A 15,009-nucleotide genomic window follows, 5' to 3' on the forward strand; every position below is an offset into this window, starting at 1 on the left:
TCTTTGGGTCACACAGCTGCTTATGCGCCGACACATCTTTTATCGCAAATGTGACCTTCAGCAATAACCACGATTACCTACCAGTGCCTTTGAAGAACGCAATTATTCCGTGGATACAGTGATCACATCGGACGCTGTATTCACATGTACTGTTCATTAAATTTTTGCAAACTTAATAAAATCGCATCAATGTCGCTATCAGAAAGGTTTGGGTGAAGTGGAAGACTAAGTATTTCATCGTTAAGCTGCTCACAAATGGGAAGCCTGTAAGATGATTTATAAATAGGATTCAGATGCAATGGATGGAATCGAACAGTTGTATAGATACCGCGGGAATAGAGGTATTTAGCCAATTGATCGCGCTTTCCTTTGGCAACCCGAATGGAGTAAGTGAAATAGGAATGCTGTTCATCTGAAGCAGGGTCTTGAGGTCTTATCAGCCAGTCGAAATCAGCTAATTGAGCTTGATATATATTCCAAATTTTCTTACGGATCGTTTGAAATTTATCTATCTTGCGTAGCTGCGCCAGTCCGATTGAAGCCGCAATGTCATTGGGAAGAAGTTTAGGAAAAACATCTACGATGTCATATTCCCACCAGCGCTCTTTCATTGCCGCAGCCTCAAATCCTGCGCGTCCAATACCGCAATACCGCAACTGTCGGGCCCGAGTCATTAATTCGGAATCTCTGGTTGTAATTCCTCCTCCCTCACCTGTTGTTATATTTTTGACAGGATCAAAACTATAGACGCCTATTGTTCCAATAGAGCCGCAATATTTATTGCCTAGTTTGGAATCTACGGCTTGAGCCGCATCTTCTATCACTGGTTGTCCAAACGATAACACTGGCTCCATACGGACCGGTTTGCCTGCATAATGTACAACCATAATAGCCCTGGTCTTTGAGGAAATATGCGGGGCAATTGTGTCAGCAGTCACGTTTTGAGTATTCACGTCTACATCGCAAAATACGGGAATACCTCCAGCGAGGATGATAGCGTGGGCGCATGCGACCCATGTAAAAGAGGGCAGTATGACTTCCGATCCAGGGGATAGGTTTAATAGTTTTACAGCCATGTATAAACTATTGGAACCGTTGTCCAGAAACACGAAATCCTTGAGCCCCAACCTGTGAGCGAAGAGAGATTCAAATGATCTTGTTTTCAGACCGATTCCGAGCCATTGCTTTTCAAAGCTGGTGCGTATCTCGTCAATTTCCTCTTGTCCTACGCATGAACCGAATACTGAGATCATAGTAAGGCCCCTATTCAAGGACATACTGAGGATCGGATGAGCCGCGGCGGCTGGAAATTACAGTGTCAGTCGGTAATAACGTGACCCCGCCGCACAATTCTCGCCTTCACGGCATCAATCATGTCGCGAAGTGCTATGGCTAGATCACCGTGCCCCTATTCAGTCTCGTCCGCCGCGATTTGCATTGCTATCGAGCACAAACCGTCGTTTATTTCGGCGATGTGCGACTTCAGCAAAGCTCTCCCTTGCCCCTCGTTTGCCCTATCAAAACCGTCACCACATGTGACGCATCATAGCCGAACCAGTTCATTACTTCATGGCCCATGTGATGACGGACTTGTGCGATGATGCGGTCGCACATGGTTACGGTTGAGCGTGACCGAGCGCGCAGCATTTGCCGAATGAAGGGCGCCCTATTACCCTGATGAAACCACCCAAGCTTGCACGGCAAAGAAGGCCGGGAGTGTTGAAGATTGAACAGGCAAGAGAGCCACGCTGGTCGTGGCCACCCAGCACTGGTGGCTGTTGACCAACGCCACGCATTCGGTCTGCTAAATGTGCGCTACGCCTCGTAACCCTATCTTGAGGATGTGATGTATCGGCCGACCGAATGGTCGGCCTGGTTATTTGTCCGCCTCGTCTGGGAACGTTAGAGAAGATGAGATACTCGGCCCCCCTATTTCCTGACCGCAGGTGGTGAGTTTCGCACATCAGTAGAGACAGGCAGTGGCTCAAGTTGCAGCGGCTTGTGATACATAGCGAGCAACACGGCCTTCCCGGGGCTCGCCTGGTAGTCACCACGGAAGCTCTTGTAATAGATCATCACCTTCCTGACATAGTCGCGAGTTTCCGGATAGGGCGGAATTGCGCGATACCGCTCCACGCGCCGTTCACCTGCATTATACGCAGCGACCGCCAACCGCACGTTCCCGTTAAATCGATCCAGTAAGTACCGCAGGTGCCGCGCGCCGCCTCGAATGTTGTCGTCGGTGTCATAGAGATTGAGCACCCCGTGCCTGATGGCGGTTTCGGGTATCAGCTGCATCAGTCCAACCGCCCCGGATCGTGAAATGACGGTGGGATTAAAGTCCGACTCCGCCTTGATCACCGCCAGCAGTAAGGCCGGATGAAGTTGAAACTGGAAGGCGTAGCGCTTGACGGCTTCCTCCACTTCCTCCGCCGAGGCGCGATGCGACAGGCGGCGCACCTGCGATTCCGCCGAGCGAAACCGTTGGTCGGTCGGAACATTCGTCATTTCGAACACCCCGTTCGGCCCCACATAGCCATAAATCTCGCTGTCTGCAGAGGCGGGCTCCCCGGCCACCAGCACCCCCGCAAGCGCCAGAGGAAGCGCCCACGTGGCAGTCACACGCCCGCCATCGTCACTCTGGCCGCCAAGGTTATGGCTCACTACTCGCAACTCCTGCCGGACAGCTTTTTCGTGATCCATCTCTTCCTCCTCTTGTTCCCGCAGCAACCCATAGCCGGGGAATCCACAGCGTCGCGAACCCCAGGCTAAAGCGCAGCTTTCATGCCATCCGTCCTGACGTGTACAAAAACGGGCAGCTCCAATAACTTCGTACGGTTAGGGCGTTCACAAGGAGTCTCTCCCCTGGTGAGCGGGGAGAGGAACCGAACCGTTTTGTGCCACCATTTGGCCGGATTTTGTTCTTTGTTTCGTTGCTGTTCGTTACCAACATGACGCGCCATCGCAGATTTACGGGCAGGGCATGCATCTGTAGACCCGAACTGAGGAGGTTTCTTCACATGAGGCATTGTCGGTCGACACCAGGACGCAGGGCATGCCGGCAGATCACGCACGATCATCGTGAAGAAGTGCGCTCTTGTTTGAAGCTTCAGAGTGACGTGCTAGAATCGATTTCGGGCTGGTCCCTCAATCACGCACTGCCTGCAGCCACAGGGAGATTCCCGCACTGAATACGCCCCTCGGCCGTCACCACCATTTGAGATGAAAATTCCACACTCGATAGCTCCGGCGCGCAGCATCACGGTGATCTGTCAGCCATCCGCTTGTGCGCAGCACATCGCCTCGCCAGATTGTCTTACGGACGCGAGCACGCACCGATGATCAAACTGCTGTTGGTCGAAGACAATCCCGTCGATGCCCTGCTCACCCGAGACCTCCTGGCCGAATGGCCGCTCGACCAGTTCGAGATCACCCATGCCCCCATTCTGGCGGACGGCTTGACCAGATTAGGCCGGGACCGGTTTGATGTGGTACTCCTCGATCTCTCCCTTCCCGACACCCATGGCTTGAGTACCGTGACCCAGGTCTTAGCGACCAGTCCAGGCGTGCCGGTGGTGGTGCTGAGCGGGCACGACGATCACCCGCTGGCCCTCAAAGCGCTGCAACACGGGGCGCAGGATTATCTGGTGAAGGGAGAAGGCGGAACCGACTTTCTTGCACGCTCGATTCTCTATGCCATCGAACGCAAGCGGGCACAGGAACGCCTGACCTATCTTGCCCAGCACGATCAGCTTACCGGCCTGATCAACCGCGCCCTCTTCCGCGACCGCTTAATCCATGCCATGGCGCGCAGCAAACGGAAAGATCACCCCCTGGCGATCATGCTGCTCGACCTGGATCGATTCAAAGCCGTCAATGATACGCTGGGGCACGATGTCGGCGATCAGTTGCTGAAACTCGTGGCGACCCGACTGCTGGAGTGCGTTCGTGAAGTGGATACCGTCGCGCGCATGGGCGGCGATGAGTTCACCGCCATCCTGGAAGGTATTTCCGGCGTCGCCGATGTACTCGTGGTGGCCAAAAGAATCGTGGAGTCGATCAGCACCCCGTTCGAGATCGGACCGCACCGGATCTCGATCGGCGTGAGCATCGGCATCACGCTCTACCCGTTAGACGATGAGGATATCGACGAACTTCTCAGACATGCCGATAAGGCCATGTATGCCGCCAAGCAGCAAGGCGGGAGCCGATTTCACTTTCATTCTACGACCGGACAACCTCCCTCCGGTACCCCCGCCCCGGTACAGTAGCGAGAAGCCGCTTCGGGAGCCGTTCTTTCTTCAAAGATCGACCGCCGCGACAAGCACCCCCTCCGCACGGCATGTCTGCTTAGCGACCGATATCGGCGAGCGGCTGCTCTGTCACGACCAACGACCCTCGGGGATTCGGCAGCAACACATTAGAGGTGACCAAGTCCTCGCGAGGCGGAGTCGGATGCGTATCCGGGGTCATGACCAAACCCCAGTGCTGGTTGTCCCGACAGGTGTTGTCGAGCAGGAGCGCCTCCGCATGATGGAACAGGAGGATCCCGCTGAGCATGTTGCTGTGACAGACGTTGCGCACACATTCCGGATGGCTGCCGGGATCTCGCACGGCCAAGCCGAAATGATGATTCCCATAACACTGGTTTTGCGCCACACGCGGTTGTGCGCCCGCAAAAACAAAAATGCCTGACTCGCGGTTGTAACAGACCTCATTCTCGACAAACGTCGCACGGGCCTCAGGACCATAAATCACCACTCCTGACAACACGCCTTCCGTCGCCCGGCATTGCGTAATCGTGCAGACTGAGTCCAGGACGTTGATCGCGGAATGTTGATCACTGCCCACATAGCGGAAGGTAATCCCGCTGATCATGCCCGAGGGGACCCGCTGGAGATAGAGCGGCCCTCCGCGACGGCTGTAAATCTGCACGTGATCACGCCCGGCGCCGATGAGGAGCACAGGACGGTCCGCGACAAAGACTTTGTCTTCATACACTCCCGGTCGAATGAAGACCTGATCAGTCTCACCGGCCCCCTTCAGTGCCGCGCTCGGCCTGATGTAGGCGTGGGGATCGCGGGCGTCGACAATCAACGTCCGGCCCCCCTTCGGATTGGGAGGTGGCTCGCTGAGCGGCTCCCTTCGGCCACCGACCGCGCCTGACTCCTGTGGTCTTTCCATACCGACTTTCTCGATCCTCTACAGACTCGGAATCAGCACACCCGCCGCCATGGCCGGCTGCCTGCTAACCGACAACAAGTGAAAACATGCGATCTGTCAACCGGCCAGAGCAGCGCCTCATGGCTGGCGCTTTCCGTACAATACTGTCTGCTTTCCGCCCCTGTTGTTCCGGCACATCTAGGCCACTCCGCCTTCAATTCCACGCGAACTATACAATTTCACAACGGGTTCACTTGTCGAGCCTCGCTGGTGCGGTTCTTTCATATCGGAAGGCACAACGACCGTGTGAACCCAGACTCGTCCAACAGGGAAGAAAGAGGGGCACTCATGACCAGGACTCATACCAAGCTCGGTCCCGTGCGAGGCATCTGTCTCATCTTGGCGTTGATCGGCAACCTCACGACCGTTCCAGTTCTGTTCGCAGCTTCACCTCAACCGCCGGATGACGCACACCGCCTCTACGATCGCGTGATGGAAGAGTTCCGCCACAAGGACTATGCCGCAGCCCTCGCCGGGTTTCGCTTCTTCCTCGAACTCCACGGGCAATCGTCCCTGTCCGCCAACGCTCAATACTGGAAAGGCGAGTGCCAGTACCGTATGGGGCGCTACAAAGACGCGCTGGACTCGTTCTACAACCTCATCTCCGATTACCCGATGAGCCAGAAGCTCGCCGCCTCGACGCTCAAGATCGGGCAGATCTACACGAAGCAAGGCGACCGCGAAAAAGCGCAGATGATGTTCGAGCGGGTGACGGACCAGTACCCCGATAGCACAGAGGCCGAGGTGGCTCGCAAAGCCTTGGAGGCCGCTGCCGCAAAGGGTGAACCGGTCGCTGCCGAGCCAAGCTGATCCGGATTGCGCGCCCTTTCGGCACAGGCCCGTTGACAGTCGAACCGGCGTTAGTCCGGATCGGCAAGATCCAACACGGTAACGAGACCGGGAACCGTATAGGCATGCAGCGGGCTCAGCCGCACGAGTTGCACCCCTGCCGCACGAAGCGCCGACTCAAAGAGTGAATCGTGCGACCCGTCCGGGGCATCATCCGGCACCGGCCGCTCGACTTGTACCACCTTCTCGACCAAACGGCTGCCCGGATGCACCAGCACGAAGGTGGCGCGTTTGAGCGCCAGTTCCCGCAACATCTCGGCAGGCGGCGTTCCCGAGGGAAGACGCAAATCCAACAAGCTCCAAAGAGGAATCTGCGTGAACAGCAGGTACCGGTCTTCCACGGCGAGGCGCAGCAGATTGTAGAGCTGCACTTCCTGGTCGGTCAGCAACGGCTTGGCCTTAAAACTCATACCGGCAGGAGCCTCTGCCGTGGACGCGCCAGGTGAACGGCGCCGCCCGAAACTCTCCCAGGCCAGGCTTCCCAGAAACACCAGCGCCCCGATACCAAGGATAGGATACAGCAATTCCATGACAAGCCAATCGGATCAGCGGGCGAGACGCGCCCATTTCGTCAGCATGTGAGGGGATCCCGGAACCACAGCGCCAAGGAGCACGGGGTGATGGGCACCCGTCACCTGCGGCACGTTGGTGCATTGTCCGTGATAGGTGTCGTGAGCCAGCAGGGCAAACGCCGTCGCTTCAAAGGCCTTGCTGCTCCATCCACATTCGTCAAACGTCAACACAGATGTCGGCGCAAATACCTGCCGGAGAGAGGCCATAATGGCGCGATTGTACACACCGCCCCCTCCGACGATCACATCATGGATCTCGCCGGTGACCCACCGTCGGGACGAACCGATGGCCTCCGCCGTCCAGGCCGCACAGGTCGCCAGCAGATCCTCGACGGACAGACGCGCCTGACGTTGTTTCACGAGAACACTTCGAACAAAGGGCGCACCGAACTCTTCCCGACCCGTCGACTTGGGCGGACGCCGCGTCAGGAACGGATGGGCCATCAACTCGGTGAGCAGAGGCCGGTTCACTGTCCCCTTACGTGCGCGCCGCCCGCCGGCGTCGTAGGCACTCTGCCCCTTCGACGTTTCGTGCACAATCGCATCCAGCACCATATTCCCGGGGCCGGTGTCGAACGCGCGGAGGTCGGCGACATCACCGCCCGGCGGCAGATAGGTCACGTTACTGATCCCGCCGATATTCACCACCAGACGACCCCGACGCGCATGGCCAAAGGCCACCGCATGGGCATAGGGGACCAGCGGAGCGCCCTCGCCCCCCGCCGCCATATCGCGCGGCCTGAAATTCGCGACGGTGGTGATGCCTGTGCGTTCCGCGATCACAGCCGGCTCACCGATCTGCAGGGTGGACCGGACCAACCCGACACCAGGCTCACGTCGCCCCTTCGGCAAATGGTGAATCGTTTGGCCGTGCGATCCGATCAAATCAATATCGGCCGGGCGGCATTTCGATTGCTGAATGACCCGCAGAGCCGCCTTGGCGAACAGTTCCCCGAGATACGTGTTCAGGTGGCAGATGTCGTCCACGCGGCCATGGAGCGAGAGTTCAACAATTCGTTGCTGGAGCGAGCGCGGGTACGGCAGGGAGGCAAATGCCAGGGGGGTGATCCGCGGCGTTCCGCCGCGCCGGACGATGCTGACCAGCGCCGCGTCCACACCATCCGCCGATGTCCCGGACATGAGTCCGACAACTTTCATCGCGCCCCTTCTCCGGCACACAACCGGGAGATTTCTTCCTGTTCGGTTCGCTACGCTAATCGAAACCCCGGCAACGGGTCAAGCATCGCGCGTATCATCCGCGCACAATCTCCACCGGCCTTCGCGTTGACTTTGCAGAAATCGGGTGTTACCGTCCGCCGGATGTTTCGCCTGATCGCCTTGGCCATGTTTCTCGCATTTGCGATGCCCTGTGAATGGGGCTCCTCCGCTACAGCTTTTGCTGCATCCGCTGCCGAACCGCTTCGTGTTGTTGTGACGCTCCCGGTCCTGAAGGACTGGGTGCAACAAATCGGCGGTTCGTATGTGCATGTGAACTCGCTCATGACCGGGTATGAGAGTGAACATACCTATTCGCCGAAACCAAGCGATCTTGTCGCGGTTCGCAAAGCCGCGCTCTTGTTCGAAGTCGGTGCCGGACTCGAAGTCTGGGTGGCCTCACTGGTGAAGAACGCCGGCAATGGCTCGTTGCGTGTCGTGACGACCTCCAAAGACATCGAGCTGATCCAGGATCACCCCGAGCCGGCAGGGACGAGCCATTCGCACGAGCACGCGGCGGGTAATCCGCATGTCTGGCTGGATCCGGCGGCCGCAGCCACGATGGTCCAACACATTTCCGATGCCATGGCCGCCGCAGACCCGGCCCATGCAACCGACTATCGGACCAACACCGCGACATACCTCCAGGCACTCACGCGCGTGCAGGACGAGTCGCTGGCACGGCTCCGCTCGTTGCCGAGCCGCGCGATAATCGTCCACCACCCGGCCTGGCCCTATTTTGCCCGACGCTACGATCTGCACATCGCCGGCACGATTCAGACACAACCGGGGGGAGAACCGTCCGCGCGGCATCTACACACATTGATCGAAACCATCAAACGAGACCACGTCCGCGTGATTATCTCCGAGGTACAACTGAATCAGAAGGTTCCACAGTTGCTGGCGCGGGAAACCGGTGCCCGCATCGCCGTGTTGACGACCTTGCCCGGAGGCGTACCGGGGACCGAGACCTACCTCGACATGCTCCGCTATAATGTGCTCCAATTGGCCCAGGCGCTTGAGCAAACCTGACCGCCGCAGCCACCCGGACATCGACCGACAAACCAGCATTTTCAACGTACACCGCCGCGCATGACCCATCCCATTATTCGTTTCGACCATGCCACCTTCGGTTTTCCCGGTATCGTGGCCCTGGAGGACATCTCCCTGACCATTCCGGAATCGGAATTTGTCGGGGTGATCGGCCCCAACGGCTCCGGGAAAACGACACTCTGTCGTGCCGTGCTCGGCCTGATGGCCCCGCTGAGCGGAACCCTCCGTGTCCTCGACTGTGCCTGCGAAGAACTCCGCTGTCACCATCGGGCGCTCATCGGTTATCTGCCGCAAAAAGGCATGATCGACCGGAACTTTCCCGTGACTGTACTGGAAGCGGCCATGATGGGACGATACGGCGCGCTCGGCCTCTTCCGGCGACCGTCACAAAAGGATCGGGACATCGCCCGTCAGGCGCTGGCCCAGGTCGGCATGGATCATCACAGAGACTCCGCCTTAGGTGCCCTTTCCGGCGGACAGCAGCAACGTGTGTTCATCGCACGGGCGCTGGCGCAGCAGCCCCGGATTCTCTTGCTAGACGAGCCGACGACCGGGTTGGACCTCACCGCGCAGCACAGTGTGGTGGAATTGATCCAGCAGCTACATCACGAGCTGAAGTTGACCATTCTCATGATCACTCACGACATCAACATGATCCGGTCGCGGGTGGACCGATTGGTGTTGCTCAAGACGAAGCTCTTTGCCGAAGGGCCGCCGCAAGAGGTTCTGAAGCCGGAAATTCTGAGTCAGGTATACGGGAAAGAACTGGTTATTACGGACAAGGACTTCGTTCTCGTCGAGGATTATCATCACCACTGAAGCACATACGATGAATCGATCTGGCGACGGTCCTGATTCGAGGGCCGAGCCCGGATTATTCACGAATACCGTCGCGAGGCGTTCGAGACGGAAGCCCGCCGGGGCTTCTCGCAAGTGAGGCCGACGCAGGCGTACTGGCAGTCCGTCGAGGAGGCCGAACGAGAACAGCCTCGCCGGGCGAGAGGATCGGACGCCGGAGCAGGTATTCATGAATAGTCCGGGCTAGACTCAGTCATCGCACTCATTCATTCACGAGATTATTCGGTCACCACATATTACGATGCTCGAACTGCTCGCGTACGATTTCATGCAACGCTCACTTCTGGCCGCCGCACTGGTCGGCGCGGTCTGCTCCGTCATCGGCGTGTTCGTCGTCTTACGGGGCCTCGCGTTCGCAGGGGCCGGGACCGCCCATGCTGCATTTGCCGGTGTCACCCTCGCCTATCTCCTCGGCCTTCCGCCGCTCAGTCTCGCCATTGTGTTCGGACTGGCGACGGTCTGGATCACGGGTTGGGTCGAGGAGAAGGGGCGCATGAAACTGGACGTGTCCATCGGCATCCTCTACACCGCCACCATGGCGCTGGCCATTCTTTTCCTCGGACTCATGAAGACCTATAACCCCGAGGTCTACGGGTACCTGTTCGGCAGCGTGCTTTCCGTAACCACGGAAGAACTCATGACCATCGGCGGGCTCAGCGTGGTGGTGCTGGGAACTATCCTTCTGCTCTCGAAGGAACTGTACTTCATCGCCTTCGACCAGGAGATGGCGGCAGCGTCCGGCGTCCCCGCGCGGCAAATCTTCTACCTCCTGCTAACACTCGTGGCGCTCACCGTGGTGATTGCGCTGAAAACCGTCGGGGCGATTCTCGTGTTTGCGATGATTCTGATCCCCGCATCGACCGCATACCAGCTTACGCACAGCCTGACTCAGATGACGCTCTACTCCATGCTCATCGGCATCTTCTGCGCCGTGAGCGGCGTACTGCTCTCCTATGCCTTTGATCTTCCCTCCGGTCCGTCCATTGTCCTCTTGGCCACCAGCCTTTTCTTTCTCGCGGTCTGCTGTTCGCCCAAACGGTTGCATCGAATTCAGCCGACATAGAACAACCCGGCAGGACCGTTCCCCTCACAGGCAAGGATAGGCGAACCAGGGATCGTCGACAGGGACTGGATGAGTACGGAAAAGAAAACCGTTGGAGGCGGATGGACTATGAAGCTTGCGGCTCAGACTTCTTCCGAGACCAGACCATACCGGTCTGCTCTTTCGCGCTGAACCCGAGCCGTTCATAAAACCCGGGCATGCGCGTGCAGAGCCAAAACAGTTCAACGTGCTGAAGGGTGGGATGGTCGAGAATCCGTCGAACGATCTCGGTGCCGATCTTTCGTTTCTGATACTCGCGATCGACGATCACGTCCCAAATCGACGCCCGGAATACGTAGTCGGTCAGCACGCGGCCGAAGCCCACCAGGCGAGTGCCATCCCAGGCCGAAATGACTACATCCGTCTTCGCCAGCATCGCCTGCGCCTGTTCAAGCGCACGATGCTTGGCCCAGGGAGCCTGCCGGTACAAATGAATCAGTTGTGCAGCGTCGAAATCGTTGCGGTCGGAGAATGTGATGGGATGCTGATCGGTCTTGAGAGCGGGAGGCATCTTGTACTAAATTAATCCCTCCGAACGGGGTGAGTCGGTTAACCGTAGTGTAAGGGGAAGACCATGGGAACGCAAGTGCGAAGCTGTCCGAAGTGTTTTCAATTAATGTGGCTGAAGCAGGATCATTATGATGTCCTCGACGAGGAGACGGTCCGCGCGAAATGTCCGCACTGTGGATCGACGGTCCGCTTCCAACTGGTCACCGCCGGCGCCAACGCGGCCGGCCCGAAGATGGGACATTGACCGTTCCCGGCATGTTGAACGGATGATCCTGCTTCAGTGAACATGACCGCTCCGAGCGTCACATGCCCCGTCCTGCGCCCTCCAACTCCGGCTGACTGCCCGGCAGGATCTTAACCAGCGCCGCGCGATACTCCCCCATCCGCTTCTCCTCGGCTGGACCGACTTTGATCTCCCTGTCCCGATGCATGCGCTCCACCTGATCAAGGACGGCCAGAAGCGGTTGAACCACGCCCAGCACATTGCCGACCTCGAACGCTTCGAGCGACTCGATCAGATAATCCTGCAGACTCTTAAACGGAGAGCGGCCGCTTTGCTCCCGAAACCGCAGAAGGGCCTGCTCGAACACTTCCACCGCCTCAGGTTTCGGTTTAACCCCGGTCGGCACCGACGCGAGATGTACCACCGGCGGCAATTTTGAGGCGTACCCTTTCAGCTGCGCGATCAACTCACCGATCCGATCAAGCACGGCACTGGTTTCCATCGTTCGTCGCTCCTCACTCTCGCCGACCGTCATGTTCGGCATGTTCTTCAATCTGGCTCGGGCCGATCGCCCGGGACTCCTAATGCGCCGTGGCTGCGCGAAGGAGATCCTGCACCTGCTCCATATCAGGCGGACAGGGCACATCGAACTGATGGTACTCCCCGCCGGTGGGATGCGTAAATCCCAGCGTACGCGCGTGGAGCATGACACGGGGAATCGGCACCCCCGCCACCGACATCACTTTGGCCCCGCCGTATGTCTTATCCCCCAGGATGGGATGATCGATCGACGTGAGATGGACCCGCAGCTGATGGGTGCGTCCGGTTCTGGGGGAGAGGCGCACATGGGCCGCGATCTTGCCGTACCGCTCATCAACCTGATAGTCGGTCGCCGAAGGTTTCGGTTTGGTCGTCCGCGCCGAAAACTTTTTCCGCTCTTTGGTATCGCGCCCGATCGCCAGTTCAATGAGGCCATGCCCCTTTTTGGGTACGCCCCAAATCAAGGCTTCGTACACCCTGGTGATCGTGTGGAGCTTGAACTGCGCGGCCAGCGCGCGATGCGCCTGGTCCGTTTTCGCAATCACCATGACGCCCGAGGTTTCTTTGTCCAATCGGTGAACGAGTCCTGGGCGTTCCTTACCTCCGATATGCGACGGGGTGACACCCGAGGTCGCAAAGTGATGCAAGAGGGCGTTCACTAACGTCCCGGACCAATTCCCCGGCGCCGGGTGCACCACGAGGCCGGCCGGCTTATGGAGCACGAGTAAGTCCGCATCTTCGTGCAGAATATCAAAGGGGATGGCCTCCGGTTTGAGATCCAGCGGTTCAGGCCGCGGCACCTCCAGCCGGATGCGGTCACCCGGTTTGATCTTCTGACTTGGCCGGATCGTCTGGCCATTGATGAGAATGCGCCCTTCTCCGATCAAGCGCTGCAAGGCCGAACGAGAGAAGGTCGGGTCGCGGTTGGCAAGGAAGACATCGATCCGCTTGGACGATTCTCCTCCGGTCACGACAATTTCAACCGGAGTGCTACTGATCCTATTCACGTGGTGACTGCCTGACATCCTGCGACATGCGTGGGCATAGGCTGCCACAGAGGCCGGTCAAACACAAGGTACCCGCCGCTCCATCCCCATCCTCTGCACACCTCACACACATGTCGTCCACAATCCATCCACATGTGGTGCGGCACACGCGCATCCTTCAGCGCCGGCACGAATGTACGTTTGCCTGTTCATTTCTGTCAGTGGTGCGTTGGATTTGACACCATGATACTGCGCATTCCGCTGATGTCGCATGATGGCACACTCGCACTCCAGAAAAAATTCATGTTGTTAGCATGATGCCTGTCTCTCCCGCTACAGGCACCTGACTTGCTTATTTATTAAGAAGGTTTGGCGCTTCAACAGTTGAAGATTGTGACGATCCAATGGCTGCTGATTTTATCCACAGAATCCTCAGGTCGCTGCAAGGAACGTTCGTTCCAACACCGGTCGCTCAGCCCGCCATTGTGGACAACCTGACTGAGCAACCGACGCCACCCCCCGTGCGCGAACGGCGCATCGACACTCGGTTTGCCGTCAGGACTCCTTGCGTCTACGAACTGGTGGAGGGACATGGCTCCGACGCCTCCACAATACTCGGGAAGGCCTATTCGTTGAATGTCAGTTCGGACGGCATTCTCCTCTTGCTTGACCAGAAACCTCAGAGCAGACAATTACTCAACATTCGGAATCCGGCACTGCAACGACAGCGCTCACTGACATTGTTCGAGGTGCGCTGGTCCACTCACCTCCCGGTGGGCACCACCCACCCGCGCTACCTGGTCGGTTGCCGCCTCGCATTCGGCCGGTTCCCCTACTTCCTCGTCCAGCGCCAACACTTGGACCGCGACATCTCAGGTCTTTCGCTCTAATCGCCCGGCGCATAGCACTCCTCGTACCCTGTCAAAATCGGACGGCGTGGCAGCCGTCCACTCGCCATACATCCCGGTGACAGGATGTGTGAACCCCAACCGACGCGCATGTAGCATCACTCGGGGAATCTCATACCCTGCTATCGCACCGACCCGCTCACCCCCATAGACCTGGTCCCCGAGGATGGGATGGTTGATGCTTTGAAGATGGGCCCGTATCTGGTGCGTACGGCCTGTGTGAGGACTGAGCACGATGCGCGCCGCCGCTTCGCCAAAGGCTTCTTCGACTCGATAGTCTGTGACCGCACGCTTCGGCTGAAGCGTCTGGGTTGAGGTGCGTTTGGGATGGTGCCGATCCGGACCAAGCGCAGCCTCGATCCGGCCTTCCGATTTAGCCGGCACGCCCACGACGAGCGCTTCATAGTGACGGGTAATGGAATGTCGTTCGAACTGCACCGACAGTTTTCGATGCGCCTCCTCTGTCTTGGCCACCACCATCACGCCAGATGTATCTTTATCCAAACGATGCACCACGCCGGGCGTCGCCACCGCACCTCCGCGGGCGCAATGGTCTAGTAATGCATTCAGCAGCGTGTTGGACCAATGTCCAGGGGACGGGTGGACCACGATCCCGACGGGCTTATTCAGCACCAGGCACGCATGATCCTCAAACAGAATCTCCAGCTGTTTTGTCTCGCCATCGATCCGTAACGGGGCAGCCTGAGGCGCATCAAAGACGATGACATCTCCCGCTTTGATTCGCTGACTCGATTTGGCGATCAGACTATTAACCCGCACCCAGCCCGCAGTAATCATCCGCTGCAAGGCCGCGCGCGAGAGCTTCGGCTCGCGGTGCACGAGGAATACGTCCAACCGTTTGGGCTGCTCCCCGGCAGAGATGACAAATTCCGTTTGCATAACGCTGTTACGCTACGGCAGCGCGGCAACCGAATGCAATCGTAGAAGGCCGACCGATTGCCTCTCGACG

General features: G+C 58.2%; 16 protein-coding genes. 7 read left to right on the top strand and 9 right to left on the bottom strand.

The annotated features are described in order from the left end of the window. Nucleotides 1–140: 140 nt before the first annotated feature. Nucleotides 141–1,253: a DegT/DnrJ/EryC1/StrS family aminotransferase gene (locus NSND_RS12200; RefSeq protein WP_159450766.1), complete on the bottom strand. Its 1,113-nt coding sequence runs from the start codon at nt 1,251–1,253 to the stop codon at nt 141–143. Between the two features lie 676 nt (nt 1,254–1,929). Further along, nucleotides 1,930–2,703: a lytic transglycosylase domain-containing protein gene (locus tag NSND_RS12205; protein ID WP_080879267.1), complete on the bottom strand. Its 774-nt coding sequence runs from the start codon at nt 2,701–2,703 to the stop codon at nt 1,930–1,932. A gap of 635 nt (nt 2,704–3,338) precedes the next feature. Here NSND_RS12205 and NSND_RS12210 point away from each other — a divergent pair. After that, nucleotides 3,339–4,271, top strand: coding sequence for a GGDEF domain-containing response regulator (locus tag NSND_RS12210; protein ID WP_080879268.1), 933 nt, complete (start codon nt 3,339–3,341; stop codon nt 4,269–4,271). Between the two features lie 79 nt (nt 4,272–4,350). Here NSND_RS12210 and NSND_RS12215 read toward each other — a convergent pair whose 3' ends face one another. Next, complete coding sequence (locus NSND_RS12215) at nt 4,351–5,184, bottom strand: right-handed parallel beta-helix repeat-containing protein (protein WP_080879269.1); 834 nt, start codon at nt 5,182–5,184, stop codon at nt 4,351–4,353. Between the two features lie 327 nt (nt 5,185–5,511). Here NSND_RS12215 and ybgF point away from each other — a divergent pair, with 327 nt between their 5' ends. Beyond that, on the top strand, nt 5,512–6,033 hold the full coding sequence (ybgF, locus tag NSND_RS12220) for a tol-pal system protein YbgF (protein ID WP_080879270.1): 522 nt from the start codon (nt 5,512–5,514) through the stop codon (nt 6,031–6,033). Between the two features lie 50 nt (nt 6,034–6,083). Here ybgF and NSND_RS12225 read toward each other — a convergent pair whose 3' ends face one another. After that, a complete protein-coding gene (locus NSND_RS12225; protein WP_080879271.1) occupies nt 6,084–6,602 on the bottom strand; it encodes a DUF2726 domain-containing protein in 519 nt (172 codons plus the stop codon). Nucleotides 6,603–6,617: 15 nt separating this feature from the next. Next, a complete protein-coding gene (locus NSND_RS12230; protein ID WP_080879272.1) occupies nt 6,618–7,802 on the bottom strand; it encodes an anhydro-N-acetylmuramic acid kinase in 1,185 nt (394 codons plus the stop codon). A gap of 162 nt (nt 7,803–7,964) precedes the next feature. On the opposite strand from NSND_RS12230, the gene NSND_RS12235 reads away from it, so the two are divergent. The 3 genes from NSND_RS12235 (at nt 7,965) to NSND_RS12245 (ending at nt 10,833) form a co-directional block, all read left to right on the top strand. After that, nucleotides 7,965–8,891, top strand: coding sequence for a metal ABC transporter substrate-binding protein (locus NSND_RS12235; protein WP_080879273.1), 927 nt, complete (start codon nt 7,965–7,967; stop codon nt 8,889–8,891). Between the two features lie 60 nt (nt 8,892–8,951). After that, on the top strand, nt 8,952–9,731 hold the full coding sequence (locus tag NSND_RS12240) for a metal ABC transporter ATP-binding protein (RefSeq protein ID WP_080879274.1): 780 nt from the start codon (nt 8,952–8,954) through the stop codon (nt 9,729–9,731). Between the two features lie 307 nt (nt 9,732–10,038). Beyond that, nucleotides 10,039–10,833: a metal ABC transporter permease gene (locus tag NSND_RS12245; protein ID WP_235000235.1), complete on the top strand. Its 795-nt coding sequence runs from the start codon at nt 10,039–10,041 to the stop codon at nt 10,831–10,833. Nucleotides 10,834–10,939: 106 nt separating this feature from the next. Here the strand turns inward: NSND_RS12245 and NSND_RS12250 are convergent, their stop codons facing one another. Continuing rightward, nucleotides 10,940–11,383, bottom strand: coding sequence for a GNAT family N-acetyltransferase (locus tag NSND_RS12250; protein WP_080879276.1), 444 nt, complete (start codon nt 11,381–11,383; stop codon nt 10,940–10,942). A 63-nt stretch (nt 11,384–11,446) separates the two neighbouring features. Here NSND_RS12250 and NSND_RS12255 point away from each other — a divergent pair, with 63 nt between their 5' ends. Further along, nucleotides 11,447–11,626 (top strand): hypothetical protein, encoded by a 180-nt coding sequence (locus tag NSND_RS12255; RefSeq protein ID WP_080879277.1) that lies wholly within the window; start codon nt 11,447–11,449, stop codon nt 11,624–11,626. 58 nt (nt 11,627–11,684) lie between these two features. Here the strand turns inward: NSND_RS12255 and NSND_RS12260 are convergent, their stop codons facing one another. Together NSND_RS12260 and NSND_RS12265 are read right to left on the bottom strand one after the other, a co-directional pair. Beyond that, nucleotides 11,685–12,149 (bottom strand): hypothetical protein, encoded by a 465-nt coding sequence (locus NSND_RS12260; protein ID WP_080879278.1) that lies wholly within the window; start codon nt 12,147–12,149, stop codon nt 11,685–11,687. Nucleotides 12,150–12,186: 37 nt separating this feature from the next. After that, complete coding sequence (locus tag NSND_RS12265) at nt 12,187–13,152, bottom strand: RluA family pseudouridine synthase (protein ID WP_080879279.1); 966 nt, start codon at nt 13,150–13,152, stop codon at nt 12,187–12,189. A gap of 383 nt (nt 13,153–13,535) precedes the next feature. Here NSND_RS12265 and NSND_RS12270 point away from each other — a divergent pair, with 383 nt between their 5' ends. Next, complete coding sequence (locus NSND_RS12270; RefSeq protein ID WP_080879280.1) at nt 13,536–14,021, top strand: hypothetical protein; 486 nt, start codon at nt 13,536–13,538, stop codon at nt 14,019–14,021. Here the strand turns inward: NSND_RS12270 and NSND_RS12275 are convergent. Beyond that, nucleotides 14,004–14,939 carry an RluA family pseudouridine synthase gene (locus NSND_RS12275; protein WP_080879281.1) on the bottom strand — a complete coding sequence of 312 codons (936 nt, stop codon included), beginning with the start codon at nt 14,937–14,939 and terminating at the stop codon, nt 14,004–14,006. The two genes, NSND_RS12270 and NSND_RS12275, sit on opposite strands and share 18 nt — an antisense overlap. Nucleotides 14,940–15,009: the final 70 nt, after the last annotated feature.

Source organism: Nitrospira sp. ND1 (genome assembly GCF_900170025.1).
Taxonomy (GTDB): Bacteria; Nitrospirota; Nitrospiria; order Nitrospirales; family Nitrospiraceae; genus Nitrospira_A.

Excerpts from the sequence above, each read along its gene's own strand:
- NSND_RS12200 (WP_159450766.1), bottom strand. The coding sequence starts at position 1,253 with ATGATCTCAGTATTCGGTTCATGCGTAGGACAAGAGGAAATTGACGAG.
- NSND_RS12205 (WP_080879267.1), bottom strand. The coding sequence starts at position 2,703 with ATGGATCACGAAAAAGCTGTCCGGCAGGAGTTGCGAGTAGTGAGCCAT.
- NSND_RS12210 (WP_080879268.1), top strand. The coding sequence starts at position 3,339 with ATGATCAAACTGCTGTTGGTCGAAGACAATCCCGTCGATGCCCTGCTC.
- NSND_RS12215 (WP_080879269.1), bottom strand. The coding sequence starts at position 5,184 with ATGGAAAGACCACAGGAGTCAGGCGCGGTCGGTGGCCGAAGGGAGCCG.
- ybgF (WP_080879270.1), top strand. The coding sequence starts at position 5,512 with ATGACCAGGACTCATACCAAGCTCGGTCCCGTGCGAGGCATCTGTCTC.
- NSND_RS12225 (WP_080879271.1), bottom strand. The coding sequence starts at position 6,602 with ATGGAATTGCTGTATCCTATCCTTGGTATCGGGGCGCTGGTGTTTCTG.
- NSND_RS12230 (WP_080879272.1), bottom strand. The coding sequence starts at position 7,802 with ATGAAAGTTGTCGGACTCATGTCCGGGACATCGGCGGATGGTGTGGAC.
- NSND_RS12235 (WP_080879273.1), top strand. The coding sequence starts at position 7,965 with ATGTTTCGCCTGATCGCCTTGGCCATGTTTCTCGCATTTGCGATGCCC.
- NSND_RS12240 (WP_080879274.1), top strand. The coding sequence starts at position 8,952 with ATGACCCATCCCATTATTCGTTTCGACCATGCCACCTTCGGTTTTCCC.
- NSND_RS12245 (WP_235000235.1), top strand. The coding sequence starts at position 10,039 with ATGCAACGCTCACTTCTGGCCGCCGCACTGGTCGGCGCGGTCTGCTCC.
- NSND_RS12250 (WP_080879276.1), bottom strand. The coding sequence starts at position 11,383 with ATGCCTCCCGCTCTCAAGACCGATCAGCATCCCATCACATTCTCCGAC.
- NSND_RS12255 (WP_080879277.1), top strand. The coding sequence starts at position 11,447 with ATGGGAACGCAAGTGCGAAGCTGTCCGAAGTGTTTTCAATTAATGTGG.
- NSND_RS12260 (WP_080879278.1), bottom strand. The coding sequence starts at position 12,149 with ATGCCGAACATGACGGTCGGCGAGAGTGAGGAGCGACGAACGATGGAA.
- NSND_RS12270 (WP_080879280.1), top strand. The coding sequence starts at position 13,536 with ATGGCTGCTGATTTTATCCACAGAATCCTCAGGTCGCTGCAAGGAACG.
- NSND_RS12275 (WP_080879281.1), bottom strand. The coding sequence starts at position 14,939 with ATGCAAACGGAATTTGTCATCTCTGCCGGGGAGCAGCCCAAACGGTTG.